The sequence below is a fragment of the Enterococcus sp. 4E1_DIV0656 genome, from assembly GCF_002140695.1.
Lineage (GTDB): Bacteria > Bacillota > Bacilli > Lactobacillales > Enterococcaceae > Enterococcus_D > Enterococcus_D entomosocium.
Window position 1 is genome coordinate 1,716,371 of sequence record NZ_NGLF01000001.1, and the last position, 26,239, is coordinate 1,742,609.

24 protein-coding genes are annotated in these 26,239 nt (G+C 43.8%); 17 read left to right on the plus strand and 7 right to left on the minus strand.

The genetic code is table 11. The features are described from left to right. Nucleotides 1-29: 29 nt before the first annotated feature. Nucleotides 30-623, plus strand: a complete 594-nt coding sequence (locus A5882_RS08125; protein ID WP_254908469.1) for a gamma carbonic anhydrase family protein — start codon at nucleotides 30-32, stop codon at nucleotides 621-623. A gap of 60 nt (nucleotides 624-683) precedes the next feature. On the opposite strand, the gene clpP is transcribed toward A5882_RS08125, so the two are convergent. Further along, on the minus strand, nucleotides 684-1,274 hold the full coding sequence (clpP, locus tag A5882_RS08130) for an ATP-dependent Clp endopeptidase proteolytic subunit ClpP (RefSeq protein ID WP_005225161.1): 591 nt from the start codon (nucleotides 1,272-1,274) through the stop codon (nucleotides 684-686). A 176-nt stretch (nucleotides 1,275-1,450) separates the two neighbouring features. Between clpP and A5882_RS08135 the strand changes: the two genes are divergently transcribed. The 6 genes from A5882_RS08135 to glnA all read left to right on the plus strand — a co-directional run bounded on the left by A5882_RS08135 (nucleotide 1,451) and on the right by glnA (nucleotide 7,164). Continuing rightward, nucleotides 1,451-1,969, plus strand: a complete 519-nt coding sequence (locus tag A5882_RS08135; RefSeq protein WP_008377057.1) for a hypothetical protein — start codon at nucleotides 1,451-1,453, stop codon at nucleotides 1,967-1,969. Nucleotides 1,970-2,190: 221 nt separating this feature from the next. Beyond that, on the plus strand, nucleotides 2,191-2,940 hold the full coding sequence (locus A5882_RS08145; RefSeq protein ID WP_086299151.1) for a glycerophosphodiester phosphodiesterase: 750 nt from the start codon (nucleotides 2,191-2,193) through the stop codon (nucleotides 2,938-2,940). Beyond that, nucleotides 2,937-3,854: a tRNA (adenosine(37)-N6)-dimethylallyltransferase MiaA gene (gene miaA / locus A5882_RS08150; RefSeq protein WP_016611941.1), complete on the plus strand. Its 918-nt coding sequence runs from the start codon at nucleotides 2,937-2,939 to the stop codon at nucleotides 3,852-3,854. The genes A5882_RS08145 and miaA overlap by 4 nt, the downstream gene beginning before the upstream one ends. Then, nucleotides 3,851-5,095 carry a GTPase HflX gene (hflX, locus tag A5882_RS08155; protein ID WP_005225165.1) on the plus strand — a complete coding sequence of 415 codons (1,245 nt, stop codon included), beginning with the start codon at nucleotides 3,851-3,853 and terminating at the stop codon, nucleotides 5,093-5,095. Before miaA ends, hflX begins: the two co-directional genes overlap by 4 nt. Nucleotides 5,096-5,383: 288 nt before the next feature. Next, nucleotides 5,384-5,764, plus strand: a complete 381-nt coding sequence (locus tag A5882_RS08160) for a MerR family transcriptional regulator (protein ID WP_005225166.1) — start codon at nucleotides 5,384-5,386, stop codon at nucleotides 5,762-5,764. Between the two features lie 59 nt (nucleotides 5,765-5,823). Continuing rightward, complete coding sequence (glnA, locus tag A5882_RS08165) at nucleotides 5,824-7,164, plus strand: type I glutamate--ammonia ligase (RefSeq protein WP_005225167.1); 1,341 nt, start codon at nucleotides 5,824-5,826, stop codon at nucleotides 7,162-7,164. Between the two features lie 320 nt (nucleotides 7,165-7,484). Here glnA and A5882_RS08170 read toward each other — a convergent pair whose 3' ends face one another. Continuing rightward, entirely contained in the window at nucleotides 7,485-7,874 is a 390-nt protein-coding gene (locus A5882_RS08170) for a DUF1093 domain-containing protein (protein WP_005237494.1), read from the minus strand. Nucleotides 7,875-8,108: 234 nt separating this feature from the next. Here A5882_RS08170 and A5882_RS08180 point away from each other — a divergent pair, with 234 nt between their 5' ends. The 3 genes from A5882_RS08180 (at nucleotide 8,109) to A5882_RS08195 (ending at nucleotide 10,511) form a co-directional block, all read left to right on the plus strand. Further along, complete coding sequence (locus A5882_RS08180; protein WP_016620555.1) at nucleotides 8,109-8,711, plus strand: LysM domain-containing protein; 603 nt, start codon at nucleotides 8,109-8,111, stop codon at nucleotides 8,709-8,711. 157 nt (nucleotides 8,712-8,868) lie between these two features. Then, nucleotides 8,869-9,570, plus strand: a complete 702-nt coding sequence (gene nagB, locus A5882_RS08185; RefSeq protein ID WP_005225171.1) for a glucosamine-6-phosphate deaminase — start codon at nucleotides 8,869-8,871, stop codon at nucleotides 9,568-9,570. A gap of 230 nt (nucleotides 9,571-9,800) precedes the next feature. After that, a complete protein-coding gene (locus A5882_RS08195; protein ID WP_008377072.1) occupies nucleotides 9,801-10,511 on the plus strand; it encodes an MgtC/SapB family protein in 711 nt (236 codons plus the stop codon). A 78-nt stretch (nucleotides 10,512-10,589) separates the two neighbouring features. Here A5882_RS08195 and A5882_RS08200 read toward each other — a convergent pair whose 3' ends face one another. From A5882_RS08200 to A5882_RS08210, 3 genes are all read right to left on the minus strand, one after another. Beyond that, nucleotides 10,590-11,705, minus strand: a complete 1,116-nt coding sequence (locus tag A5882_RS08200) for a glycoside hydrolase family 5 protein (RefSeq protein ID WP_254908470.1) — start codon at nucleotides 11,703-11,705, stop codon at nucleotides 10,590-10,592. A gap of 58 nt (nucleotides 11,706-11,763) precedes the next feature. Continuing rightward, nucleotides 11,764-12,972 (minus strand): MFS transporter, encoded by a 1,209-nt coding sequence (locus tag A5882_RS08205; protein WP_086299152.1) that lies wholly within the window; start codon nucleotides 12,970-12,972, stop codon nucleotides 11,764-11,766. Between the two features lie 251 nt (nucleotides 12,973-13,223). Continuing rightward, a complete protein-coding gene (locus A5882_RS08210; RefSeq protein ID WP_016611954.1) occupies nucleotides 13,224-14,123 on the minus strand; it encodes an AraC family transcriptional regulator in 900 nt (299 codons plus the stop codon). Between the two features lie 199 nt (nucleotides 14,124-14,322). Between A5882_RS08210 and A5882_RS08215 the strand changes: the two genes are divergently transcribed. Further along, nucleotides 14,323-15,993 (plus strand): family 43 glycosylhydrolase, encoded by a 1,671-nt coding sequence (locus A5882_RS08215; protein ID WP_176462010.1) that lies wholly within the window; start codon nucleotides 14,323-14,325, stop codon nucleotides 15,991-15,993. 132 nt (nucleotides 15,994-16,125) lie between these two features. On the opposite strand, the gene A5882_RS08220 is transcribed toward A5882_RS08215, so the two are convergent. After that, entirely contained in the window at nucleotides 16,126-16,941 is an 816-nt protein-coding gene (locus A5882_RS08220) for a DUF92 domain-containing protein (protein WP_034872857.1), read from the minus strand. 136 nt (nucleotides 16,942-17,077) lie between these two features. On the opposite strand from A5882_RS08220, the gene A5882_RS08225 reads away from it, so the two are divergent. The 6 genes from A5882_RS08225 (at nucleotide 17,078) to A5882_RS08250 (ending at nucleotide 25,157) form a co-directional block, all read left to right on the plus strand. Continuing rightward, nucleotides 17,078-18,385, plus strand: a complete 1,308-nt coding sequence (locus tag A5882_RS08225) for an FAD/NAD(P)-binding oxidoreductase (RefSeq protein WP_016611957.1) — start codon at nucleotides 17,078-17,080, stop codon at nucleotides 18,383-18,385. Then, nucleotides 18,375-19,817: a helix-turn-helix domain-containing protein gene (locus A5882_RS08230; protein WP_016611958.1), complete on the plus strand. Its 1,443-nt coding sequence runs from the start codon at nucleotides 18,375-18,377 to the stop codon at nucleotides 19,815-19,817. Before A5882_RS08225 ends, A5882_RS08230 begins: the two co-directional genes overlap by 11 nt. A 131-nt stretch (nucleotides 19,818-19,948) precedes the next feature. After that, nucleotides 19,949-21,469, plus strand: a complete 1,521-nt coding sequence (gene glpK, locus A5882_RS08235; protein ID WP_008377082.1) for a glycerol kinase GlpK — start codon at nucleotides 19,949-19,951, stop codon at nucleotides 21,467-21,469. A 3-nt stretch (nucleotides 21,470-21,472) separates the two neighbouring features. Next, nucleotides 21,473-23,302, plus strand: coding sequence for a type 1 glycerol-3-phosphate oxidase (glpO, locus tag A5882_RS08240; protein WP_016611959.1), 1,830 nt, complete (start codon nucleotides 21,473-21,475; stop codon nucleotides 23,300-23,302). Next, nucleotides 23,295-24,011 carry an MIP/aquaporin family protein gene (locus tag A5882_RS08245; RefSeq protein WP_005237471.1) on the plus strand — a complete coding sequence of 239 codons (717 nt, stop codon included), beginning with the start codon at nucleotides 23,295-23,297 and terminating at the stop codon, nucleotides 24,009-24,011. The genes glpO and A5882_RS08245 overlap by 8 nt, the downstream gene beginning before the upstream one ends. Nucleotides 24,012-24,101: 90 nt before the next feature. After that, nucleotides 24,102-25,157: an alpha/beta hydrolase gene (locus tag A5882_RS08250; protein ID WP_016620571.1), complete on the plus strand. Its 1,056-nt coding sequence runs from the start codon at nucleotides 24,102-24,104 to the stop codon at nucleotides 25,155-25,157. Nucleotides 25,158-25,215: 58 nt separating this feature from the next. On the opposite strand, the gene nrdF is transcribed toward A5882_RS08250, so the two are convergent. After that, a complete protein-coding gene (gene nrdF / locus A5882_RS08255) occupies nucleotides 25,216-26,181 on the minus strand; it encodes a class 1b ribonucleoside-diphosphate reductase subunit beta (RefSeq protein WP_005225180.1) in 966 nt (321 codons plus the stop codon). Nucleotides 26,182-26,239 lie beyond the last annotated feature (58 nt).

Below are 26,239 nucleotides of genomic sequence, written 5' to 3' on the forward strand. Positions count from 1 at the left end.
TTTTGCATTGTAGCAAGGGTGGTGCTATAGTGAAAAAAGAAAGCGCAGATCCCTTTATGGATTGGAAGGAGAAGTTGATGGACAAAGAACAATCAGGGAATGAAACCCACAAAACAGTTTCGCCCGCCTCGCCGCAAGCGACACCTTGTTTTGTGGCAAAAAATGCGACGATCGTAGGAAACGTGACTCTAGGAAAAGATAGTACGGTCTGGTTTCAAGCAGTGATTCGAGGCGATGCCAATCGAATCGAAATCGGCGCGCGTACCAATATTCAAGATGGAACGATCATCCACGTTGATCACGATGCCCCAACGATCGTTGAAGACGATGTGACTGTTGGGCATCAGTGTATGCTCCATGGCTGTACCATCAAAAAAGGGGCGCTGGTCGGCATGAGCTCGATCGTTTTGAATCATGCCGTGATCGGCGAAAATAGTTTGTTAGGTGCCGGTTCGTTAGTGACGGAAGGAACCGTCATTCCTCCTAATGTGTTGGCGTTTGGTCGTCCGGCACGAGTGATCCGCCCGTTGACAGAAGTAGAGATCGCCAAAAATCAGGCAAACATCACGCATTACGTGGAAAATGGGCATGCTTACCAACAAGGCCAATATGGCGAAGTCTGACGATGAACCAAAAGACGCAAAAAGGTGTACGAATTGCTTCGTACACCTTTTTATGCAAGCTTATTTCAATTTGTTTGATTCCATGATCTCGTCGATCAAGCCGTAGTCTTTGGCTTCTTGTGCGGTCATGAAGTTGTCGCGATCGGTATCGCGTTCAATCACTTCGATTGGTTGACCAGTACGTTCTGACAAGATTTTGTTCAGACGTTCGCGGGTTGCCAAAATGTGGCGGGCAGCAATTTCAATCTCAGTTGCTTGACCTTGTGCGCCACCTAATGGTTGGTGAATCATGATTTCGGCATTTGGTAACGCAAAGCGTTTGCCTTTTTCACCAGCGGTCAATAAGAATGAACCCATAGAAGCAGCCATCCCCATAACAATGGTTTGGACATCGGCTTTGATAAAGTTCATGGTATCAAAGATCGCTAGACCAGCAGTAACGCTTCCGCCAGGCGAGTTGATGTACAAGTAGATGTCTTTTTCAGAATCTTGCGCGTCTAAGAATAAAAGCTGAGCAATGATCGAGTTTGCTAAGTCATCGGTTACTTGACCACTCAACATAATGATCCGGTCTTTTAATAGACGAGAATAGATGTCATACGCTCTTTCACCGCGAGATGATTGTTCAATGACAGTAGGAATTAAATTCATAGTGATAGTCCTCCTAAAAAATCGTTATAGATATAGTTTAGCATAAAGTTTTCGCAATATCTAAGAGATAGTATACCGATTAGGTCAAGAAAGGTCAAATAAAAAGTTCGTTATCTTTTTTGCGAAACTTTCAAATATGATACAATATTAAAAAAGGAATGAGGAAGGATCGAAGAATGGCAGTAGCAATAGCAGGTTTGATTGGCGTCTTAGTGGGCGCATTGTTAGTAACCATCATTTTTAATTTGCGCATACGGTATGAGGAACAAAAAGAAAAACAACGCCGTTTGTTGGAGCATAAAGTCAAAGAAATCGAAACGCTGGTTTTATTGAATCAAAAAATCAGTGAGATTCTACAAAAACGGGTCATGCTGATGGATGAGTATGTCAGCTTTGATGCCTTTGACGACTGTTATATCACCATCGATGATTTTGCCTATCTACAATCTTTTGCGGCGCAAAACAGTTTTTATCTACCGAATTTTTTCTTGGAAGAATTTTTCAAAAAAATCGGGACACGTCGGGTGATTTTGTCGCCAGAGGAAACCGTTAAGATCGGTGGGTATACGTATAAAGGCGGTCGGATCATTATGGAAAATTTCCTTGATCAATTGGTTGAAATGGTCAATGAGCGTAAAAACCAAATGAAAAACATGACGAGCGAACCGTTGACCTATTTTTCAAAAACGATTTGATTCTTCTGGTCAGTCGGTCGCCTTGGTTAAGGTAACCAAACCATAGTATCGACGATTGCACTTTTTCAACTGATCACACACACTCTTACTGCGATCATAGTAAGAGTGTTTTTCTTTGACCGAAACAAAGCGCTGTCCCCTTAAAAGGATCAAAACAAACAGAGGCTTTTTGGTTCTAGCAGATTCCATGGTAAAATAAAGAGTGAGAATGGAGTGAAAGAATGATGGTACAAATCGTTGCCCACCGCGGGAGTAGCGGCAACCGACCTGAAAACACGCTACCGGCATTCGCGGAAGCGGTGCGGGTCAAAGCTGATATCATTGAGTTAGATGTACATCTATCAAAAGATGGCGGCTTGATCGTCATGCATGATGAAACGGTTGATCGAACGACCAACGGCAAAGGTCGGATCTGTGACCTGACGGTTGCTGAACTAAAAGAACTCAATGCCGGCAGCTGGTTTTCTGAGGAATTCCAAGCCGCCAAAGTCCCCACGCTAAAAGAAGTGTTGGATTTACTTGCAGCGAAGAATTATCGTGGCATTTTGACGATCGAATTAAAAACCGATCATTATGAGTATGAAGAAATCGAAGCCAAAGTATCCGATTTATTGAATAGCCAAGAATGGCCTTTTACTCATTGGTATTGTTCCTTTAATATCGAGACTTTGGATCGGATGCATGCGATCGAACCGGATGCGATCCTTGATTTTATTATGGGACGCGGGGAAGACAAACCACCGTTGGCGCTCAGCCGACCGTATATCGAAGGAATTCATCCGGCCTATCGCTGGGTCCAAGAGACAGCAACGGTCTTGACTGATTTTCCGATTGCGATCCGTCCGTGGACTGTCAATGAAGAAGCGGCGATTCGCACCTGCTTGGCTTTGGGGTTGACCGGGATCATCACCGATTTTCCAGAAAACGCTCGGGCAATTGTGCAGCAGGTCCGCGAGGAAACAAAAGGATGAAAAAAGTCTTAGTGATCGTGGGACCGACCGCAGTCGGTAAAACCGCCTTGAGTATCCAATTAGCTCAAAAATACCATGGGGAGATCATCAGCGGGGATTCCATGCAAATTTATCGACAATTAGATATCGGTACCGCCAAAGTGACGAAGGAAGAAATGGCAGGGATTCCTCATCATTTGATCGATATTCGTGCAATGACGGAAACGTATTCTGCGGCTGATTTCCAGCAAATGGGGCGTGAGGCCATTGAGACGATCCAGCAGCAAGGAAAACTGCCGATCATTGTGGGGGGGACAGGGCTATACATCCAAGCGCTTTTGTATGACTTTCGTTTAGGGGCAGAAGAAGGCGACTCAACGATTCGTCAGCGCTATGAACAAGAAGCAGCAGCCATCGGCAAAGAAGCTCTATGGCAAAAGCTGCAGGCGGTCGATCCCTTGGCAGCAGCGAAGATCCACTACAACAATGAGCGGAAAGTGATTCGTGCGTTGGAGGTTTTTGAAATGACTGGCGAAAGTATTGCTGCACCAAAAGAAACACCGCAAGTTTTGTACGATTTCTTCATGATCGGTTTAACCACTGAGCGAGAATTGTTATACCAGCGAATCAATCAGCGAGTGGACTTAATGATGGATCAAGGTTTGATCGAAGAAGCAAAAGCTGTTTTGCAGTATCCAGAAACGCAAGCCGCCAAAGGGATCGGCTACAAGGAATTTTTGCCCTATTTTCACGGGCAGGCCACATTGGATGAAACAATTGAGCAAATCAAGCAAAACTCACGCCGCTATGCCAAGCGGCAGCTGACGTGGTTCAATAACCGAGCACAGCCCCGATGGATTGATTTAGTGAGACAACCTGAAGAACAACGTACCCTTGAAACAGAAATCAACCAATGGTTGGAGGAGAAAAGATGAGCCAAGAACGTGTGATTCTTGTCGGAGTAGAAACGGAGAAAAACTATCTTCATTTTGATTCGTCAATGAAAGAATTGAAAAGCTTAACAAAAACCGCCAATGGTGAAGTTGTTTTTTCACTGGTGCAAAAACGGCAGCAAGTCGATCGACAAACCGTGATTGGCAAGGGGAAAGTTGCGGAATTGCAGCAGTTGGCAGAAGCACATGAAGCAGATCTAGTGATCTTCAATCATGAACTGACACCAAGGCAAAGCCAGTTGATCGGTGATGCGCTAGAAGTGCCAGTGATTGATCGCGTCCAGCTGATCCTCGATATTTTTGCGATGCGTGCCCGTTCCAAAGAAGGAAAGCTGCAAGTAGAATTGGCGCAGCTGGATTATTTGCTTCCACGTTTGATAGGGCAAGGAAAGAACATGTCTCGGCTGGGGGGCGGAATCGGAACGAGAGGGCCAGGGGAAACCAAGCTGGAGACCGATCGTCGACACATCCGCAACCGCATCACCATCATCAAACGGGAATTGAAGGAAGTGGCCGCCCATCGAGACCGGACACGCCAAAAGCGCAAAGACAGCCAAGTCTTTCAAATGGGCTTGATTGGTTATACCAATGCCGGAAAATCAACTATTTTAAATATTTTGACCAGTGCGGATACGTATGAACAAGACCAGCTGTTCGCAACACTCGATCCGTTGACGAAACGCTGGCGGATGCCGGAAGGATTTGAAGTCACCATTACCGATACGGTTGGCTTTATCCAAGAATTGCCGACCCAATTGATCGATGCGTTTCATTCCACACTGGAAGAAAGTCAAAACATGGACTTCTTGCTGCATGTCGTCGATGCCAGTTCCGAAGAACGGGTTCAGCAAGAGGAGACCGTCTTGAAGTTAATGGAAGAACTTTCTTTGACCCAATTACCGATGTTGACGGTTTATAATAAGGCGGATCGCATCGACGCCGATCAGTTTGTCCCAACGCTCTTTCCCAACGTCTTGATTTCGGCAAAGAGTACCAAAGGCAAAGAACGCTTGACTCAGGCGATCAAAATGGAGTTGATGCAGATCATGCAGCCTTATCATCTGGTTCTGCAAGCCGATGAAGGCAATGCGCTGAATCGTTTAAAACGGGAGTCACTAGTTTTGAGCAATGCCTTCGATGAAGCAACACAGACCTATCATATCAAAGGATTTGCGCTTGAGGATACCTATCCACTACGCAGAATGGCGCAAGAACAGGAATAAGCAGAAACGGTGCAACCGATGCACCGTTTTTTTGTCGTGACAAAATTATGAAGTATAAGTGGTTTGGCTTGCTTTGAACGCAAAAACCGAACATTTTTGGCTAAAGCACCATTTATTCCATAAAAACAACTGCTTGAACATACGATCAAATCAAGGACCTAATGAAAAAATCAAAAAAATTTGCATTCATGTCACTTTTTCTAACATGAGGGGTTGACACGCAAAAAAAGAATTGGTATAGTTTCCATAAAGTTACGCAGCATCATTGAAACGGAGGGGAGCCAAGTTATGCGGGAAAAAGAATTGCGGCGCTCAATGTCAGTCTTTCCTATCGGAACAGTCATGAAATTGACCGATCTCACCGCCCGTCAAATTCGTTATTACGAAGAACAAGAATTGATCCACCCGGAACGCAGCGATGGCAATCGACGCATGTATTCGCTGAATGATATTGATACCTTGCTAGAGATCAAAGACTATCTTTCCGATGGACTGAACATGGCTGGGATCAAACGAGTTTATGAAATGAAAGTTGCCAAAGAAAAAGAAGCGAAGAACAAACCGCCGCTGACCGATGAAGATGTTCGTCGAATTTTTTATGATGAACTCTTGGCTCAAGGTGGATTGAATCAACAACAGCCATACCAGCAAAAAGGTCCACGAATGTAGAACACTTGTAGATCATTGCTGTGATATAAAAAAAGAATTGGGAAAAAGGAAGGGATACTATGCCAAAATTTGAAAGAACTGCCGAAGACATCAAACAAATCGTAAAGGATGAGAACGTGCGCTTTTTACGCTTGATGTTTACTGATATTTTAGGAACAAACAAGAACGTTGAAGTACCTGTAAGTCAATTAGATAAAGTACTGGAAAACAAAATGATGTTTGACGGTTCTTCTATTGAAGGATTTGTCCGTATTGAAGAAAGTGACATGTATCTGTATCCTGATTTGTCGACATGGATGATCTTCCCTTGGGAAAGTGAACATGGCAAAGTGGCTCGTTTGATCTGTGATATCTACAATCCAGATGGCACCCCATTTGCAGGCGACCCTCGCGGCAACTTAAAACGGGCATTAGCGGACATGCAATCCCTTGGCTTTACTTCTTTCAATCTTGGACCAGAACCAGAATTTTTCCTATTCAAATTAGATGAAGCAGGCGAAATCACAACGGAATTAAACGACAAAGGCGGCTACTTCGATTTTGCCCCAACCGATCTAGGGGAAAACTGCCGTCGCGATATCGTATTAGAATTAGAAAGCCTTGGCTTTGAAGTTGAAGCGTCTCACCATGAGGTAGCACCAGGGCAACACGAGATCGATTTTAAATATGCGGATGCAGTGGAAGCATGTGACAACATCCAAACCTTCAAACTTGTCGTGAAAACTATTGCTCGTAAACACGGCTTGCATGCAACCTTCATGCCAAAACCATTATTCGGCATCAACGGTTCAGGCATGCACTGCAACATGTCCTTGTTCAAAGGCGATGAAAATGTCTTCTTTGATGAAGAAGGGCCAATGCAATTAAGCCAAACAGCGTATCACTTCTTAGGCGGTTTGATCGAACACGCCCGTGCTTACACAGCTGTCTGCAACCCAACCGTCAACTCCTACAAACGCTTAGTGCCAGGTTACGAAGCGCCTGTATACGTGGCATGGTCAGGACGCAACCGTTCACCATTGATTCGGGTACCAGAATCAAGAGGCTTGTCAACGCGTTTGGAATTGCGTTCGGTTGACCCATCAGCCAACCCATACTTAGCAATGGCTGTTTTACTGCAAGCAGGACTTGATGGCGTTAGACGTGAGTTGACACCACCACCAGCAGTCGACCGCAACATCTACATCATGAACGAAACAGAACGTGCAGAAGCACAAATCGAAGATCTGCCATCAACGATCCACAATGCCATCAAAGCATTGCGCAAAGATCAAGTGATGATCGATGCTTTAGGCAAACACATCTATGCCAACTTTGTCGAAGCAAAACGATTAGAATGGGCAGCCTTCCGCCAAACAGTCTCCGAGTGGGAAAGAGAACAATACTTGGAACTATACTAAAATCGCAAGAAAACCGCTAGAGATAAACAATCTAGCGGTTTTTTTATGATGAACTCAGCTTTTATCCTAATAATTCTCGGTTTATTTATTTCCGATAGTCAATAACTGGTTGATCAAAATTTGAACAGAAAAACATTGCGAAGCTAGAGCGGTTCTGTCTATAAGGCGCGTAAATTTTGCCTGATCATTGGGAAAAAATAAAAAAATACCAGTCGGGCGAGGACTGGTAAGAGGAAGAAAAATAGGTTTGGTATAAAGCTAGCATAGCCGGTCAAAGTAAAATGAACCTTAAAAAGTAGAAAGTTTCTTGTAAGAAGTCCTTATTCGTCAAAGGTTTCCAGCTCAGACAGTATTTTTGCTGGAACTTCTGATTGAGGGACTTCATTGGGACCCGAGATGACACGGGTTTTACTGATCTCTGCTTTGACTAAGGTATTTGGCGCGAATGGCTTCACATTTTCACCAGAAAGATCATAGGTCATGAGTTCTTTCTCGCCGTTTTTCTTAACAAACTCAAACGTGTACTTATACGTAAAGGAGCCATCGATTTTTTCACCGGAATCGCTGTACGTTTGGGTCTTTTCTGGGACTTTGTTGGGCGTGATGGCATAGGCCGTTATCCCTTGATAAGTTGTTGTATAGTAAGTGTAGCCAAAATAGCCACCTACTGCTAAAATCAAAACGCCAAGCGTCAAAAGTAGTTTTTTCATGTGCATCGATCCTTTCAATTACTGGGTTTACTATAGCATGATGGAGCCAAAATCATTCATCGAAATGGATAACAATATTGTAAGTTTACTGTTTATTATCAAAAAGCTTGTAATTTTCTGTTTAACAATTGTGATAATGAAAAACATTTCTGAAACCTTCCTGCAACATTGTAATGTTATTCTCTTACTTGTGCCCGATAGCGGGACAAATAATCAAAAGAGAGGTTTTTTCATTTGAAAAAATTTGCATTTACAGTTGTTGCAGGATTTGGTTTATTCGTTGGAGGAACAGTTGTTTCAGCAGCAGAACAAACCCATGTTGTCGAACCAGGAGACACCCTATCTGGGATCGCTGCTACTTATCAAACAACGATCGAAGACCTTTTAGCTTTGAATGATTCGATCGAAAATCCAAATATGATTTTTGATGGCGAAACATTGTTGGTTTCTAACGATGGCCAATCAGTAGAAAACAAAGAAACAAGTACGAAAGAAAGCACAGAAAAAAGTGAATCTACAGCGACTGCTAACGTGAGTCAAACCCGTTCAAGCATTCCTGGTGCTGGTTCTGGAGTCTTGAATCCAGTGGATGGGATCAACTACTTCAATGGTGTGAGAGAATCGTACTACTCACAAAAAGTTTTGCCAGGAGGCGGATTGAACATCCCTGGACGCCATGTAGCCTCTGACGGAACGATCCGTGATGCCGATGGGTACATCGTTGTTGCCAGCGACAATCAACCGAAAGGATCGACTGGTCAATCATCTTTAGGTGCCTATAAAGTCTATGACACAGGTGTCGGTCATAGCGGTATTGATGTTTATACGAATTGGTAAGCAAGTAGAATACGAGTAGAGACGAGCGCATTTTAGAGCTCGTCTTTTTTTGATTGGTGATAAAGAAAAAATCGTCATCTGGTCTAGACTAATTATTGTAATCAAACACAACCTGTGGTATTATTGGACTATACCAAATAGAAACGGAGCGCTGATCATGGAAATTATTCGCGTTAAAGATGCTGCTCAAGGCGGAAAGAAAGCTTTTGAATTGATACAAGAAGGTATGGCAAATGGCGCCAAAGTGCTAGGTTTAGCAACAGGAAGCACGCCAGAGACCCTTTATGCAGAAATGACTGCCAGTGAAGTTGATTTTTCAGAAATGACTTCAGTCAACTTAGATGAATACGTAGGACTAGGCGGCGAAGACGAACAAAGCTATCGCTACTTCATGAATGCTCATTTATTCAATAAAAAACCATTCAAAGAAACCTTCGTACCAAACGGCAAAGCGGAAGACTTAGAAGCAGAATGCCAACGCTACGATAGCGTGATTGCGGATCACCCAGTTGATATCCAAATCTTGGGTATCGGTCAAAACGGACATATCGGCTTCAACGAACCTGGTGCATCCTTTGAAGGAACGACCTCAGTCGTTGACTTGACTGAATCAACCATCAATGCCAACAAACGCTACTTTGATAAAGTCGAAGACGTCCCAACGACGGCGATTTCCATGGGGATCGGTTCAATTATGCAAAGCAAAAAAATCATTTTGATGGCATTTGGCGAAGTCAAAGCGGATGCAATCCAAAAAATGATCGAAGGACCCGTAACCAACGAATTACCAGCTTCTGTTTTACAAAAGCATGATGACGTGATCGTGATCATCGATGAGGCTGCTGCCAGCAACCTGTAAAACAAAATCAGCCCTTTTCAGAAATAAGTCAGAAGGAAAACGCGCCATCCTTGCAGCTTCCCCCTGCGCTTGTGCAGTAATGCCAGCGCAGCTGCGAGCGATGGTTCGGATCTATCTTGCTTATTTCTGAGGAGGCTTTTTTTATTTGGCCGCTCTAGCGATGTTTTTTCCTTTTTTCCATCAGAGATGCTATAGTTAAAAGAGAGAATACGAAGAAAAGAGGGATGCAAATGGTTGATATGCATTTATCCATTCCTGAAGTAGCACTGAGGTTGCTGTTGGCGATGGTCATGGGTGGCGCGATTGGGTACGAGCGGCAGTACAAAAGCCGACCAGCTGGTCTTAGAACCCATATCTTGGTTTGCATGGGGGCTTGTGTCATTGCTTTGATCCAAGTGGAGATCGCCACAGGTGCCATGCGAGATGCGCTGGATCATCCAGATTTAGCAGGCGTGATTCGTTCGGACGAAGCACGATTGATTGCACAAGTCGTCAGCGGGGTCGGTTTTCTAGGCGCCGGAACGATCATTGTGACGAAGCGCTCCGTGACGGGGTTGACGACGGCTGCTTCCTTATGGGCGATCGCCGGTTTAGGAATTGCCATCGGGATGGGCTTTTACACCATCGCATTAAGCAGTTTTATCGGGATCTTCTTTGCATTGACGATCGTTAAGCGGATCGTCCGCGTACCAACAGCAAAGAAATTGGAGATCCAGTACATTCATCGCACCGAGACCAAAGAGTTTTTGACGGAGTACTTCCAAGAGAAAAATATCGTGATCGAAGATGTCAATTTTGATGTCAAATTCATGGAAGACTATCGCATTTATACCAACATTTATACGATTGATCTCCCGCGAGGACTAGGCTTTTCTGAAGTGATCGAAGAATTGTCTGTCTACAAAAATGTCACGAAGATCCGCTTGGTGGATATTGCTTAAAAGCAACAAAAAAGCGAGATTGAAACGTAACGCAAACAGTATCGTTTGCTTCGTTTCAATCTCGTTTTTTGTTGTGTTTTAGAAACGTGGATCGATCCAGTTTTTTGCCATAGCTCGACTAGCATCCCAGGAATCCCAGCCATACCAAGCAGGCTCATTGATCGTATCGATGGATAACTTATAGGTCCAGTACATGTGTCCGGCTCCTTGGTTCCAAGCTGTGATTGAAGCACGCCACAAAGTTTGATAAACTTCTTCTAATTCACTTTTTGTCAAACTACGGTTGCTACTGAATTCCTCTTGTGTGGGATTGATACCGCCTTTGGTATCTGTACCAACAGCATAGGAGTTGAACAAGGACCATTCTCCAACAAAAACCTCGACATATTGTGCAACCGTGGCGATCTCTTGGGCTAAGCCATCAATGAAAGACACGTATGCTTCCAAGGATTGCTCTGTGCCGGCCATTTCTGCCATCATAACGTATTGGTGCGTATCTAGCATGACATTGTGAAAATCGTTTTGGGTGAAAAACTCTTTCCAAGCATGCAATTGGAAGCCATCATGAAAGACGATCACTTTGTCATCGCTTAAATAGTTACGCATTCTTCGATAGGCATCTTGATAAAAAGTTCTCAAAAAGTCTAAAGAGATCGGTGCACTACCTTTTGCTAACGCAAGATCACGAGGTGGGAAACGATCCATGGGATTCATGCTGTGCCATACTTCACCATCTGTGATCGGTTCGTTTAATACTTCAATGCCCCACAATGCTTCGTGATCCGCATATCTTTGCGCCAAACGTTCCAAGACCGTTAATTCGAACGCCACTTCTTCGGGCATTTGTGCCCATCTGACCACACCCGAGAGACCACCATTGTCAAAACCATTTTGGCTGAAGGGTGCAGTATGCAGATCGATCAAGACTTTTAGGTCATAAGCCTTTGCCCAAGCGAAGGCTTTATCCAAATAGTCGATACAGCCAATAAAGGGGGTACGATCACCAAAAATAAAATAAGGGACAGGTATTCGAACGGTATTGAAGCCAGCTGCTGAAATGCGCAAGAAGTCAGCTTCAGTGATGAACGTTTCACGATGAATCAACAGCCGTGCTTGGTATTCAGCTTCAGGTAGATCATAGGCTAAATAATACTCGTCATCGGCAGGTGTTCCTTGAAAGAGACTAGGTGCCATCTATTTTTCTAATACAAGCCAACCGCCTAGGTTGACGCCTCTAAGTTTTTGTTCCATCTTATAGTTCCTCCTTACTAATAGGTGTGGTTGTTTTATTGAAAGCGAGAAATAGAAAAATCAGAGCAATGATTGCCATGATTCCGGCAACGATTCTGACTTGCATGACCGCCGTTGTCATGCCAAACAGTTGACTGATAAAGTTTATGACATAGGGGGAGGAAAAAGCACCAAGATTACAAGCGACCATTGCCAAAGAAACAACTAAGTTATTGGCTTCTGGATCTACATCGCTAAGAATGACACTGTATACATAAGGTACTACAAGATTGGCAAGATAAACCACTAATAGACCAATGAAAAAGACGGTCATCGTAGGTGCTAAAGTTATCGTGAAAAAACCAACCATTGCGAAACTGATGACGACAACTGGTGTAAAGCGCTTTAATAATTTGGTGATTTGACCAAAAGCTAATGCGACCAAGCTGCTAAAAATACCGGCGATCGCTAGTGCGGTGGAAAGAAATCCTTGATTCGTCAGCGCCAATTCTTGAATCAGTAGTGCGGAAGAAGTAATGACGACCATCAAACTAATGAAGAATAAAAAGAGAGTCAAAATACCTAAAGTTACGCTTAATGGCAGCTTTCTTCTTTTTGTATCGATGGTTGATGACTGCGTTGTTTCAACTGGATTTTCATTGACGTTACGATAACCGAAAAGAAAAAGAAACAGAATCGGTAAGATGACCAAGTACACTAAGAATGAAGCTTGCCACGAGATCGTTAACAGTAAGCCCGCAGCAAACGTTGCTAGGCTATTTCCTAAAGTCATCACGGCTGATTGAATACCTAATAAGTTTTTTTGCTCGGCACCTGTAAAGTTGTCGCCGATCAAGGAGACGGTCATTGAGTTAAAGAGCCCCAGACCTGCGCCAAACAAAATACGGGCAAATAAAATCAAGCCAAAGTTCATTGTAAATGCCGGTAAGATACCACCGACTAAAGCGATCATCAAGCCTAAACAGACCGTTCGCTTTTTGCCAAGTGCTTTGATAAACCATGAACTTAGCAGAATGAAAATCAAGATTGCCATTGATGGCAGTGTCAAAATAGATTGGACTTGTGCGGTGGTTCGGTCAGAAAAATCGTTCATAATAAAAGGTACGGCTGCTGCTACTGCACCAGCAGCTTGTACGACCAATGAAAGACTCAAAATTCCGATTTTTAACGGCAACCGACTTTTGATTGACATTGAATTTTCTGAAAGCATACATATTCCCCTTAATGTAGTGCAAAGCAAGTGTGCTGAGAATATCTCCCATCTTGCTATTTTGCAACTAACTATTTTTATTCCTGCAAACGATTTCTTGGTATTAATCATAAAGAATGCTGACAGGACTTGAAATATCAAAAAAAAGGGGAAATTTACCATTTTTCATTTATTATGTGAAAAAAGCTTTTTTCGAATCCTCAGAGGAAGAAGTAGAAGTCGCTTTTCTCGAATCATTATTTGTCGATTACTTATTTTGCTGCTTCTAACTGGAGCTTACGGTATTTATTCGGCGACATGTTTGCCCATTTTTTGAATTGTCTCGTAAAGTGGGCGGCATTTTGATAGCCAATGATCTCTGCGATTTCGGCGATGGCCAATTTGGGTTGATGGAGATAGAATTTTGCTTGGTTGAAGCGTAATTGATCTAAGTACTGTTTTGGACTACTAGCATAAACTTTTTTGAAAACCGTCAGCATCGTACTATTACTAATGTTCAATGAATTGGCCGTATAACTCATGGAAAGCAAGGCTTTGTTTTCTTCCGTAGGGCTTTGTGTGTACGTACGAAAATTTTGTTGGATCGATTCTGCGATCGCTTTTGCTAAAACAAGGGAAGTGTTATCTGTATGCGCTAACTGATTTTTTTCATCTTCGACATAGTCTAGTAAGGCACGCATCAGTTCTAACAGTAAGATCTCAATGGCGATTTTTTCTTTCATTCCAAAGTATCCGCTTGCCAAAAACGCAATGTATTGCTGAAGGATCTCAACGATCGCTTGGTAAGCGGGATTTGTCTTTTTTAGTAGTAAAGGACAATACATCAACAACTGTTGCTGAATCTCAGGATCATCAAGATCGAAATGCATACAAAAATACTCTAAACCTTCTGCTACGAGACAAGTATTTTCATGAGCGGTACCAGGCGGTATCAGGATCACATCATTTGCCACAAAATCAAACTGCCTGCCTTCAAATATTGTGCGCTGCTCTCCATCAATGATCATCATGATCTCAAAAGCAAAGTGGGTCTCTTGCGGTGCACACCATCCTTCGGAAACGCGTTGCTTGTGTCCACCAAAGGTTTTTAAATTGATGTCGATATCGGGTAATTTGACCAGCTGTTCTAGCCATTTAGGTGTTGGGTTCATTCGGTACGACCTCCTTAAAAATGAAAAATGGTAAGTATTGGCTTTTTTTTGATATTCATTCTACCCTAAAAGTTTCGTAAGATAAATGTAGCAATCGAATAAAACGGTTTCAATTTATCGCATTCGCCTGCAAACGATGATAAAAAAACTGTTGTTTGGTTGCAAAACGAATAAAAAGTTAAGAATAGGAAGGAAGCTTATGACAATCATCAAAAATCCAGTTATTCCTGGAATGGCGCCTGATCCCTCTATCATTTGTGTGGATGAGCGTTATTATATCGCAACTTCAACCTTCCATTGGACACCTGCGATTCAACTTTTCGAATCAAAGGATCTTGCGAATTGGCAACTTGTTGGTTATGCCTTGAACAATGAAGAAGTGAATTTACGTGGAACCAATACACCAGCTGGTATCTGGGCACCACATTTATCTTATGATCCACAAACAAAACGATTTTGGCTGGCGTATTCACATATGGTCAACATGGCAGGACGTGAATTTAATGCTGATTCCTATGCCATTTGGGCGACTGACATCCGAGGACCATGGTCAGAACCGATTTATTTTACCTCAATTGGCTTTGATCCAGCGCTATTTCATGACGAGGATGGGCGGCATTATTTAACGATTTTGGAATGGGAAACAAGAGAAGGCTATCAAGCGCCGGGACATATTGTTCTTGCGGAGATCGACTTGCCTTCAGGTAAATTACTGTCCCCTTGGCATCGCGTAACACAAGGGTTCACCACCAGAGGGTGTGCGGAAGCACCCCAAATATACAAGCATGAAGGGGCATACTTTTTATTGCTGGCATCTGGAGGCACGGGCTATGCTCATGGTGTGGAAGTCGGTCGCGCAGAGACTATTTTTGGTCCTTATGAAGCGCATCCTTCTGGCGAACCAATCCTTACTTCTTCTCCAAGGCATCTGTTTTCTTTGGGCGACCCTGATGCTGGGCATTTTGAAATGGTCAATCCTCATTCAGTGATGCAAAAAGCAGGACATGGTTCGCTCGTCCATACCCATACTGATGAATGGTTCATGGCTCATTTAATGGCAAGACCCTTAGAGGGGGAGCTGTTGAATCCTCTTGGAAGAGAAGCTTCTATTCAAAGGATGCACTGGACCGAAGACAATTGGTTGGAAATGGAAGATGGAAGCAATTTGGCAAAAATGACTTTTAAAGGATTAGCTGGTGTTCCAATTGACAATGAACCAAACACTGATTTATTTGATTCATTTCAAGAGGCGCAGTATCTGTTAGAATTTATGACACCGTATCGCCAACAGCATCAGTCATGGGTCAGTACGCAAAAGCGGCAGGGGTACTTACGGATCTATGGGGGCAATTCCTTGTTTTCACAGATGAATCCTGCCATCATGGCAACACGAGCAACCTCTTTCACCTATGAGGTGGAGACCTTGTTGGAGTTTCAACCGAACCATTATTCACAAACAGCAGGACTTGGGCTTTATTATGATTCAAACAATTGGTTATATGCTCATGTTACCTATTCAGAAGAAAAGCGATATCCTTATTTGACTCTCTTACAGGCAAAATTAGGACAAAGGATCGAATATGTAAATACTCGCGTCGTCGTTCCCGAAGGAAATATTCACCTGAAAATTAGATACGAGCATGGGATCGCAAACGTCTACTATCGATTAGAGGAACAAGAGACTTGGCAAGTTTTGCTCCAAGATCTGTCAGTGGCGTACTTATCTGATGAAGGAGTCAATGGAATGCCAGGAGAAATAGGCGGCTTCACAGGATTATTTAATTTCATTGGTGCCGTGGATGCACACCAACATCAATCCTATGCTGATTTTGCTTATTATAAAGTGACGAATCATTCGTCTGCATCTTAATCAGGCTCCTTATGGAGTGAGCACCCGTATCATACTTTCACTAAACAAATAAAAACCTTCAAGAGAAACACAAACGTGTAGCTCTCGAAGGTTTTTTGTATGAAGGAATTGTCATCGCAGTGGATTGCCTGATTACTTGAAAAAAGAGCCAGTTAGCAAGACTGATACAAAAACGATCACTATTGAAGTCAGCAAATTGACCCCTTCATTCGTTACAAAGGAAAGACCGCTGACTTGCTTGGTCGCAACGTCGTGGTGGACTTTTTTTTCGGTGTATTGGTGACAGACAGGGCATTGATAGCGCACCTGAATCGCTGCGCCCAGTAAGCTGTCCAAAAGACTACCGCAAAAGCCTAAAGCAGTCAAAGTCAACCAGAGATCAAGGGAGAACGGCTTGCCGTTCAACCATAAGGCTGCTGCGAATAAACCAGTGATGGCGAGACTCCCTGCTAGGGAAGCGGCAGTTCCCAACCAACTGACACCGCCGGAAAGTCCCGGTGGTAATTTTTTTCCCGTTAGTAAGTGACGCGGTGGACTTGGACTCAGCACGCCGATTTCTGAGCCCCAAGTGTCAGCCGTACAGCTAGCGATTCCCGCCACAAATCCCCAAAGGAATAGCGGTTCTTTCGTCCAAAAGGCAAGCAGTAGAGCAAAGATGCTTGGTGCGATGTTCGCAAAGACTTGTTTTGCATCACGGCGAGCACCTTTGGCAAGCACAGCTAACTCTGGCTGACGGCGCATTTTCTTTAAAAGACCAATGATGCCAGAGCTGGCAAAGAAAAATCCAATCAAAAAGATGCTGTACCACGGACCAAAGCCAATGACCAGTGTGCCGCAAAGAATCGCAGCCAGTGCGCCAGAAATAGTCAGCCACTGAAAGACGAATGCTGCCGCTGCAACGAATATGCTGGCAAACAATCCTAGCATGAATTGATAAAAGAAAACCATTTGAACACTCCTTTGCGTATAGTGTAGCATAGGTCTCATTTATTTTACCGCAGTTAACAAAAAAATAGTAAGGAAGATAGCTTTTTACTCGTCAAATGAGAGCGTTTCATTTAAGCTAAAGGAGAGAGGTGATCCAATGAAAATCATAATTATAGGTGGGTCTTTTGGTGGTGTCAGCTGCGCCCGTGAAGCACGCCGATTATACCCTGACGCAGAGATTTTATTGATAGAAAAAAAAGCCCATCTTGGGTTTGTTCCAAGCGGTTTGTTATTGCTGATCGAAGGCAGGATCGCTTCACTGGATGAAGCATTCTTTTGTACGAAGGAGCAGCTGGAGGCAGAAACAATCGACGTAGCCTTAGAAGAAACCTTTCTAGAAGTCTTTCCTTCTGATCATCGGATTCGGACGGATCAGCGAGAACTAAGCTATGATCGACTCGTCTTGGCGGCAGGTTCTAGTCAAGATTCCACTGTTTTGCCGCAACCAGAAGAAGCACTGCTGACCTACAAAGAATATGAAGCAGCGAAGCATTTCTTACAGAAATTGCCCCAAGCAGAGTCGATTACCATCGTCGGTGCTGGTCAAGCCGGGATGGAAGCGGCGAATACCTTAACGATGATCGGCAAAAAAGTCAGTGTGATCGAATCAATGTCGTATCCTTTATTCAAATACTTTGATCGCGATTTTTTGCAGCCCTTTTTAACGGAGATCGAAAAAATCCCCAACTTGCAGCTGCATTGGTCGGAGCCAACTTTGGCAGTCGTTAAAACGGAAACAGGCTTTCGGATCGAAACCGCCGATCAAGGTTATGAAAGCGATCTGGTATTGACGACAGTTAACGTTCATCCTCGCTTGCCAGAGGCATTTACGGTCTTTGAATTACACAGTGATCAAACTATCTGGACAGATGCCTACTTGGAAACTTCTGCCACGGATATTTTTGCGGTCGGCGACTTGATCCAAATTCCAAATGCTATTACGAAAGACACGGTCTACATGCCCTTAGTCAATAATGCTGTTCGCTCAGGGATTGCGGCAGCTCGCAATCTAGCAAACAAAACGACCCCGTTTCGTGGTGGATTGCGGACAGTCGGTACACAATTGTTTGAGTGGTATTTAGCCAGTACCGGCTTGACCGAGTCGGATCAGTTTTTCTATGAATCACCGATCGTTTGTCACACTTTTACGGCTACCGTTTCCCTTTTTGATTCGACGCAGGTTCATGGAAAAGTGATGATCGAACAAGCCAGCGGTCGAATCGTTGGTGCACAGCTTTTATCAAAAGCCAATATTTTGGAAAAAATCAATTTACTAGCGTTTGCGATCGAGCAGCAGGCAACGATGGAGGAGCTGACCCAAAAAGACTTTTTCTTCCATCCACGATTCACTCATGTGTTGGATCAAACCTTCATATGGTCGGGAAGTGATACCGATGAGACTTGATCAGTTATTAGAAAAAAAAGAAGCAAAACAATTGCAGCTGCTCAAAAAACTTTTACTAGTTGGCGGTCAAATGGAGCTACATGAATTAGCGCTCTATCTTGGCATCAGTAAGCCTTCTCTGGAAAAGTATGTGGATGAGCTGCAAGATGAGTTGACGCACTATCATGAGCAGTGTCGATTGTATTACCGAAATGGTTCACTGGTTTTTGAAATGAGTCCCACCTTTTCTCTTAACCAAATTGAATGGGCATTTTATCGTTCGGCCTTGAAATTTCAAATTCTCGAGCATCTTTTACAACATCAAGAAGTGACAACTGTCCAGCTGGCACAAAAATTAACAGTCAGCGAGTCATCCTTGTTTCGCAAAATCAAAGAGCTAAATGGTTTGCTAGCAGAATTTGAGTTAGAGATCTGGCAAGGAAAGCTGATTGGAGAAGAAACCCAAATTCGTTATTTCTATTTTGAACTCTTTTGGTATGTTCATTCTTTTGACAGTCAGCCATTGCCGATCGATGAGAAATATGTCGGTCTGATCACTCGCGGCCTGAACATGCGCTTTACGAAAGAAGCCCAGCAGCGCTTGTCCCTATGGCTGAGGATTATGAAGGCGCGACTTAAAATTGCTACTCAATCCTTTCAAGTTTTACGGGAGAAAATGGCACCTTACATGAAAGACCCTTTGTTTCAACAATTACGTGAGTTGGTATTTCGTGGCTTTGGCCATTACGCATTAGAAGTCAGAGAAGAGGAGGCGATGCTGCATTTTGTCTTTTTGTTGTCGTTCTCGGTGTTATCCGAACACGATCTGCAGGTGTATATGCTGCAGCGTTCTCGGTTTACGCCAACTGCCTTGACGGATACATTGATTTTGGAACATATTTTGCATCTTTACCGCCCATCGTTTGTTCCTCGTGAAATGGAAGCCACTTGCTATGGTCACCTGCTGCAGATCCACAGCCGCGTCTATTTTTTCAAAGGGGATGTGGAGGTTTTTGATCGAGAAAATATTTGGCAGTTAGAAGCGCAGTTATCCAGCCGCAACATTCAGCAAATCAGTCATGAACTATTAGGTAAGGCCTTAACAGAGTTAAATATCAAGCCGTCCGAGAAAAATAGTCTACTGATGATGACGATGGTCAAATACTTGAGTGTCATCACGATCATCGACTATCAAATCAATCGAGAATTTCGTGTTGGGATCGCCTTGAAAATGGATGAGCTATTTAAAGAAGCTCTCTATTATATGTGGCTGCTGTATCTCAAAAATTTGAATGGCGTAGTTGTCGAACGCTATCGTCCAGAACAAGAATATGATTTGATCTTGGCGAATTATGCCATCGAGACCAAAACACCGACTTATCGAATCAGTGAATTAGGGACTGCTTATGATCGTGAGACAATCAAAAAAATGATCCGTGAACGCTTTAAATAGTGGATTTCGTCAATTTCTTAGAGATTTGAAAAAAAATTGACGAACCATATAGCAAAAGTTCAGCTAAAATAAAAGCAAGTCAGAAAGCGCTAACAAAAAAAGCGCGTATAAAACCAAAGGGAGCGAATCAAATGGCAGAAAAAAATTATGTAATGGCGATCGACCAAGGAACCACTAGTTCAAGAGCAATTATTTTTGATCGTAACGGGAAAAAAATCGGCAGTTCACAAAAAGAGTTTCCGCAATACTTTCCAAAATCAGGTTGGGTAGAACATAACGCCAACGAAATTTGGAACTCTGTCCAATCAGTCATCGCAGGGGCATTTATTGAATCAGGTATCCGACCAGAAGCAATCGCCGGCATCGGGATCACCAACCAGCGTGAAACGACAGTGGTTTGGGATAAAACGACAGGGCAGCCAATCGCGAATGCGATTGTTTGGCAATCCCGTCAATCTTCACCGATCGCTGACCAATTAAAAGCAGATGGCCATACAGAGATGATCCATGAAAAAACTGGTTTAGTCATTGATGCGTATTTCTCAGCGACCAAGGTGCGTTGGCTTTTAGACAATATCGAAGGGGCACAAGAAAAGGCGGATAATGGTGAGTTACTCTTCGGAACGATCGATTCATGGCTTGTGTGGAAACTGACAGATGGACAAGTCCATGTCACCGACTACTCCAATGCTAGTCGGACGATGCTTTACAACATTCATAAATTAGAGTGGGATCAAGAAATTTTGGATCTTTTGAACATTCCAAGCTCGATGCTACCAGAAGTCAAAAGCAACTCAGAAGTCTATGGTCACACCCGCAGCTACCATTTTTACGGCAGTGAAGTACCAATCGCTGGAATGGCTGGAGACCAACAAGCCGCCCTCTTTGGACAAATGGCCTTTGAAAAAGGTATGATCAAAAATACTTACGGCACTGGGGCATTTATTGTCATGAATACGGGTGAAGAACCACAATTGTCTGACAATGACCTACTGACGACTATCGGGTATGGCATCAACGGCAAAGTCTATTATGCCTTAGAAGGAAGTATCTTCGTTGCTGGATCAGCGATCCAATGGCTGCGGGATGGTCTACGCATGATCGAGACTTCGCCACAATCAGAAGAACTAGCTGCCAAAGCAAAAGGAGATAATGAAGTCTATGTGGTGCCTGCCTTTACTGGATTAGGTGCGCCTTACTGGGATTCAGATGCAAGAGGAGCAGTCTTCGGCTTGACTCGTGGGACGACGAAGGAAGATTTTGTTCGGGCAACACTGCAAGCTGTTGCGTACCAATCAAAAGACGTCATCGATACGATGAAAAAAGATTCCGGTATCGATATCCCATTGCTGAAAGTCGATGGAGGGGCAGCCAAAAACGATTTATTGATGCAGTTCCAAGCGGACATTTTAGACATTGACGTACAACGAGCAGCGAATCTGGAAACAACCGCATTAGGTGCAGCCTATTTGGCAGGACTAGCGGTTGGCTTCTGGAAAGACTTAGATGAATTGAAATCAATGGCAGAAGAAGGGCAAATGTTTACGCCAGAAATGCCAGCAGAAGAAAGAGACAATTTGTACGAAGGTTGGAAACAAGCGGTGGCGGCTACTCAGACCTTCAAATTCAAAGCGAAGAAAGAAGGCGAGTAAGCCATGACCTTTTCTCAGAAAGATCGGAAGGAAACCATTCAAGAAACGGCAAATACCACCTATGATGTGTTGATCATTGGTGGTGGGATTACCGGCGCAGGGGTTGCCGTTCAAACAGCAGCGGCTGGGATGAAGACGGTTCTTTTGGAAATGCAAGACTTTGCCGAAGGGACGTCTTCGCGGTCCACGAAACTCGTTCATGGCGGTATTCGCTATTTGAAAACCTTTGACGTGGAAGTGGTCGCTGACACCGTGCGGGAACGGGCGATCGTCCAACAAATTGCTCCGCATATCCCGAAACCAGATCCGATGCTTTTACCGATTTACGATGAACCGGGGGCAACCTTCTCCTTGTTTTCTGTCAAAGTGGCGATGGATCTTTATGATCGCTTAGCAAATGTGACAGGCAGTAAATACGAAAATTATCTGCTGACGAAAGAAGAGGTCTTAGCACGCGAACCACAGCTGCAGGCGGAAAACTTAGTTGGTGGCGGAGTCTATCTTGATTTTCGCAACAACGATGCCCGCTTGGTGATCGAAAACATTAAACGAGCACAAGCCGATGGGGCAGCAATGATCAGTAAAGCCAAAGTCGTCGGCATCTTACATGATGAGCAAGGCATCATCAATGGGGTAGAAGTGGAGGATCAACTGACAAACGAGCGCTTTGAGGTTCACGCCAAAGTCGTGATCAACACGACCGGCCCTTGGTCAGATATCGTTCGTCAATTAGACAAGAATGATGAGCTGCCACCACAAATGCGTCCGACAAAAGGCGTCCATTTAGTGGTCGATCGGGAAAAACTAAAAGTACCGCAACCAACCTATTTTGATACTGGGAAAAATGATGGTCGGATGGTTTTCGTGGTACCAAGAGAAAACAAGACCTATTTTGGCACAACCGATACGGACTATACAGGCGATTTTGCCCATCCGACGGTCACACAAGAAGATGTCGATTATCTACTGACCATCGTGAATGAACGCTTTCCACATGCACAGATCACCCTTGATGATATCGAAGCGAGCTGGGCTGGTCTACGTCCATTGATTACGAATAATGGTGGTTCGGATTACAATGGTGGTGGTAAAGGCAAATTATCTGATGAAAGCTTTGAGCAGATCGTTGAAAGCGTCAAAGAATATCTTGCAGATGAGCGGCAGCGACCAGTTGTAGAAAAAGCTGTAAAACAAGCGCAAGAACGAGTAGAAGCCAGCAAAGTGGATCCATCGCAAGTTTCTCGCGGCAGCAGTTTGGAACGCTCAAAAGACGGACTATTGACGTTGGCAGGCGGAAAAATCACCGACTATCGTTTGATGGCGGAAGGAGCAGTCAAACGGATCAATGAATTGCTCCAAGAAAGCGGTGCTTCCTTCGAGTTGGTGGATTCAACTACGTACCCAGTTTCTGGTGGTGAGCTTGATGCAGCCAATGTAGAGGAAGAATTAGCGAAGCTGGCTGACCAAGCACAAACCGCTGGGTTCAATGAAGCAGCTGCGACGTATTTGGCTCATCTTTATGGGTCGAATCTTCCCCAAGTGTTGAACTACAAGACGAAGTTTGAGGGCTTAGATGAAAAAGAAAGCACTGCCTTGAACTATTCCTTACATGAAGAAATGGTTCTGACGCCTGTCGATTATCTATTGCGTCGGACCAACCATATCCTATTTATGCGAGATACCTTAGATGAAGTCAAAGCCGGTGTCGTCGCAGCTATGACCGACTTCTTTGGCTGGAGCGAAGAAGAAAAAGCAGCCTATGTAGCAGAAATGAACCAAGTGATCGCAGAATCAGATTTAACAGCCTTAAAAGGAGGAAAAAAAGATGAATGAAACAACACAGATCTTTAGTGAATTTCTAGGAACGGCTATTTTGGTTTTGTTAGGGGATGGCGTGTGTGCGGCTGTCAATCTGAAAAAGAGTAAAGCAGAAGCCTCTGGCTGGATCGTGATCGCGATGGGCTGGGCAACGGCGGTGACCATAGCCGTATACGTTTCAGGGTACATGGGACCTGCTCACTTGAATCCAGCCGTTACATTAGGCATGGCGATGACAGGGAATTTTTCTTGGAGTTTGGCTATACCGTTTATGCTGGCGCAGATTGCTGGTGCGATCGTAGGAGCAATCCTCGTTTGGCTCAACTACTTGCCATTATGGGATGAAACAAAAGACCAAGGCGCGATTTTAGGTACCTTTGCAACAGGGCCTGCAGTTCGTAATTTAGTATCGAATACGATCACTGAAGTCATTGGTACCTTTGTCTTAGTCTTTGGCTTATTGGCTTTTGGTGCCAATACCTTTACGGATGGATTAAATCCCATCGTTGTTGGGATCTTGATCTTAGCGATCGGACTGTCTCTTGGTGGACCAACAGGCTATGCCATCAACCCGGCACGGGACTTAGGACCACGGATCGCTCACCAAATCTTACCAATCAAAAACAAAGGGACTTCCGATTGGGGCTATGCGTTAGTACCAATCATCGGTCCAATGATCGGTGCAGCGATCGCAGCTGGTTTGTTTATGATGTTGCCATTATAAACGATGTTATTTTAAGGATGGTGCCTATTGGTATCATCCTTTTTTAATCTTTAGCGATTGTCATTGAATTTGCTAAAAAAACATGGTTAAATGAAAAAGCTGAAACAGAACGAAGGAAGGAGCTTTTGCGTGAAAAAAATTCTGCGCTTTTTCATGTGGGTGGCGATTGTCCTGATCGGACTCTTAGCTGCCGTTTTTCTGGCTTTTCAACTCTCCCCACGACCGGGGGCTTTTTTGATCGGTCATATGTTTAACCAAGAAGTGACCATCAAGGATGAGGCGGCTTATCAAAAAAGTTTGCCGAATGTGACGGTCAAACAGGACTTGGCTTATCAATCGGATTATCAACGCAGTACCTTTGATCTTTATTATCCCAAAGATGCACAAGGCCCTGTTCCAGTCATTTTTTGGGTCCATGGGGGCGGATATGTCGGGGGAGACAAAGAAGGCGTCAAAGAATTTGCGACCTATGTCGTCGATGAAACCAAAGCCGCTGTGATTTCGATTAATTATGAATGGGCGCCAAGTTTGCATTATCCGGGACAGGTCAAACAATTAGCCCAAGCGGTAGACTCGATCAAAGCAGATGCCCAAGCATACCCCATGCTTGATTTCGATCAACTCTTCTTTGGTGGAGATTCTGCAGGTGCCCAAATTGCCGGGCAATATGTGGCGCTGCAAACCAATCCAGCGTATGCGAAGGAAATGTCCTTTGATCAAGACATTCCTACATCGGCCCTGAAAGGGTTTATTTCCTATTGCGGCCCCCTTGATTTGAAGCAGATCGTTGGAACTTCTTCGGATGATCGTTTTATGAAATTCTTTGTTAAAACGGTGGCTTGGTCGTTATTAGGCAAAAAAGAATGGCAAGATAGTCCCCAACTGCAGGAGATCTCACTGGTGGATAAATTGACGGCTGATTTTCCACCAACGTATATCACTGATGGCAACGCCTATTCCTTTGAAGACCAAGGCATTGCCTTTGCCAACCAGCTGCAAGCTCTTGATATTCCCGTGACAAGTCGTTTTTACAAAGGGGATTCGGAAACAGTGACCCACGAATACCAATTTGATTATAGCTTGCCGCAAGCACAGGAATGTTTGACAGAAACGTTGACCTTTATCAAAGACCAGCTGGCTAACTAAAAACACCTTGTTTCTCACCCTCTATTGGCGAGAAACAAGGTGTTTATTTGTAAGCAAATCAATCAAGTCCGATGAAGTAGTCATCGTCTTTCATCGCTTCAACGGAACCAAGCAGATACCCGTTCCCAACTTGTGAGAAGAAGTCGTGATTGCTGGTACCAGTTGAAATACCGTTCATGACGATTGGATTGACATCGTTGGCGGTGTCTGGGAAAAGCGGGTCTTGTCCTAGATTCATCAAAGCCTTATTGGCATTGTAACGCAAGAAGGTTTTGACTTCCTCGGTCCAGCCGATCTCATCGTATAATTCTTCGGTATAACGCTCTTCGTTTTCATACAACTCATACAACAAGTCGTACATCCAGTCTTTCAGCTTTTGCTGTTCGTCTTCTGGTAATTCGTTGAACCCTAATTGGAATTTGTAGCCGATATACGTGCCATGAACGGATTCGTCACGAATGATCAATTTGATGATCTCCGCTACGTTCGCTAGTTTGTTATTACCTAAGTAGTAAAGGGGTGTATAGAAACCTGAATAGAATAAGAAGGTCTCTAGAAACACACTGGCGATTTTTTTCTCTAGCGGTGTCCCATTTTTGTAAATCTCATTGATTCGTTCGGCTTTCTTTTGTAAGTAAGGATTGGTATTGGTCCATTCAAAAATATCGGCGATCTCCGCTTTTGTATTCAAGGTGCTGAAAATCGATGAATAGCTTTTTGCATGGACAGATTCCATAAATTGGATGTTGTTCAAGACCGCTTCTTCATGTGGGGTGCGGACATCTTTACGCAGTTGATCCATACCGCTTTCTGATTGAACGGTATCTAATAAGGTCAAGCCGCCAAAGACGTAGCCCACCGTCGTTTTTTCTAATGGTGATAGCGTCCGCCAATCATCAAGGTCATTTGATAAAGGGATCCGCGTATCTAACCAGAATTGCTCTGTTAATTTTTCCCAAGTGGATTTATCGATGATATCTTCGATCTCATTCCAGTTGATTGCTTCATAGTAAGTCTTACCCATAGTCGGTTCCTCCAATAATCGTATCAAGACAACAGCCGACCCGCTCTCAATAGAGAGC

What these genes read in the sequence shown, in the direction of transcription:
- clpP (WP_005225161.1), bottom strand. Translation starts at nt 1,274, where the DNA reads ATGAATTTAATTCCTACTGTCATTGAACAATCATCTCGCGGTGAAAGA.
- A5882_RS08135 (WP_008377057.1), top strand. Translation starts at nt 1,451, where the DNA reads ATGGCAGTAGCAATAGCAGGTTTGATTGGCGTCTTAGTGGGCGCATTG.
- A5882_RS08145 (WP_086299151.1), top strand. Translation starts at nt 2,191, where the DNA reads ATGATGGTACAAATCGTTGCCCACCGCGGGAGTAGCGGCAACCGACCT.
- miaA (WP_016611941.1), top strand. Translation starts at nt 2,937, where the DNA reads ATGAAAAAAGTCTTAGTGATCGTGGGACCGACCGCAGTCGGTAAAACC.
- hflX (WP_005225165.1), top strand. Translation starts at nt 3,851, where the DNA reads ATGAGCCAAGAACGTGTGATTCTTGTCGGAGTAGAAACGGAGAAAAAC.
- A5882_RS08160 (WP_005225166.1), top strand. Translation starts at nt 5,384, where the DNA reads ATGCGGGAAAAAGAATTGCGGCGCTCAATGTCAGTCTTTCCTATCGGA.
- glnA (WP_005225167.1), top strand. Translation starts at nt 5,824, where the DNA reads ATGCCAAAATTTGAAAGAACTGCCGAAGACATCAAACAAATCGTAAAG.
- A5882_RS08170 (WP_005237494.1), bottom strand. Translation starts at nt 7,874, where the DNA reads ATGAAAAAACTACTTTTGACGCTTGGCGTTTTGATTTTAGCAGTAGGT.
- nagB (WP_005225171.1), top strand. Translation starts at nt 8,869, where the DNA reads ATGGAAATTATTCGCGTTAAAGATGCTGCTCAAGGCGGAAAGAAAGCT.
- A5882_RS08195 (WP_008377072.1), top strand. Translation starts at nt 9,801, where the DNA reads ATGGTTGATATGCATTTATCCATTCCTGAAGTAGCACTGAGGTTGCTG.
- A5882_RS08200 (WP_254908470.1), bottom strand. Translation starts at nt 11,705, where the DNA reads ATGGCACCTAGTCTCTTTCAAGGAACACCTGCCGATGACGAGTATTAT.
- A5882_RS08205 (WP_086299152.1), bottom strand. Translation starts at nt 12,972, where the DNA reads ATGCTTTCAGAAAATTCAATGTCAATCAAAAGTCGGTTGCCGTTAAAA.
- A5882_RS08210 (WP_016611954.1), bottom strand. Translation starts at nt 14,123, where the DNA reads ATGAACCCAACACCTAAATGGCTAGAACAGCTGGTCAAATTACCCGAT.
- A5882_RS08215 (WP_176462010.1), top strand. Translation starts at nt 14,323, where the DNA reads ATGACAATCATCAAAAATCCAGTTATTCCTGGAATGGCGCCTGATCCC.
- A5882_RS08220 (WP_034872857.1), bottom strand. Translation starts at nt 16,941, where the DNA reads ATGGTTTTCTTTTATCAATTCATGCTAGGATTGTTTGCCAGCATATTC.
- A5882_RS08225 (WP_016611957.1), top strand. Translation starts at nt 17,078, where the DNA reads ATGAAAATCATAATTATAGGTGGGTCTTTTGGTGGTGTCAGCTGCGCC.
- A5882_RS08230 (WP_016611958.1), top strand. Translation starts at nt 18,375, where the DNA reads ATGAGACTTGATCAGTTATTAGAAAAAAAAGAAGCAAAACAATTGCAG.
- glpK (WP_008377082.1), top strand. Translation starts at nt 19,949, where the DNA reads ATGGCAGAAAAAAATTATGTAATGGCGATCGACCAAGGAACCACTAGT.
- glpO (WP_016611959.1), top strand. Translation starts at nt 21,473, where the DNA reads ATGACCTTTTCTCAGAAAGATCGGAAGGAAACCATTCAAGAAACGGCA.
- A5882_RS08245 (WP_005237471.1), top strand. Translation starts at nt 23,295, where the DNA reads ATGAATGAAACAACACAGATCTTTAGTGAATTTCTAGGAACGGCTATT.
- A5882_RS08250 (WP_016620571.1), top strand. Translation starts at nt 24,102, where the DNA reads ATGAAAAAGCTGAAACAGAACGAAGGAAGGAGCTTTTGCGTGAAAAAA.
- nrdF (WP_005225180.1), bottom strand. Translation starts at nt 26,181, where the DNA reads ATGGGTAAGACTTACTATGAAGCAATCAACTGGAATGAGATCGAAGAT.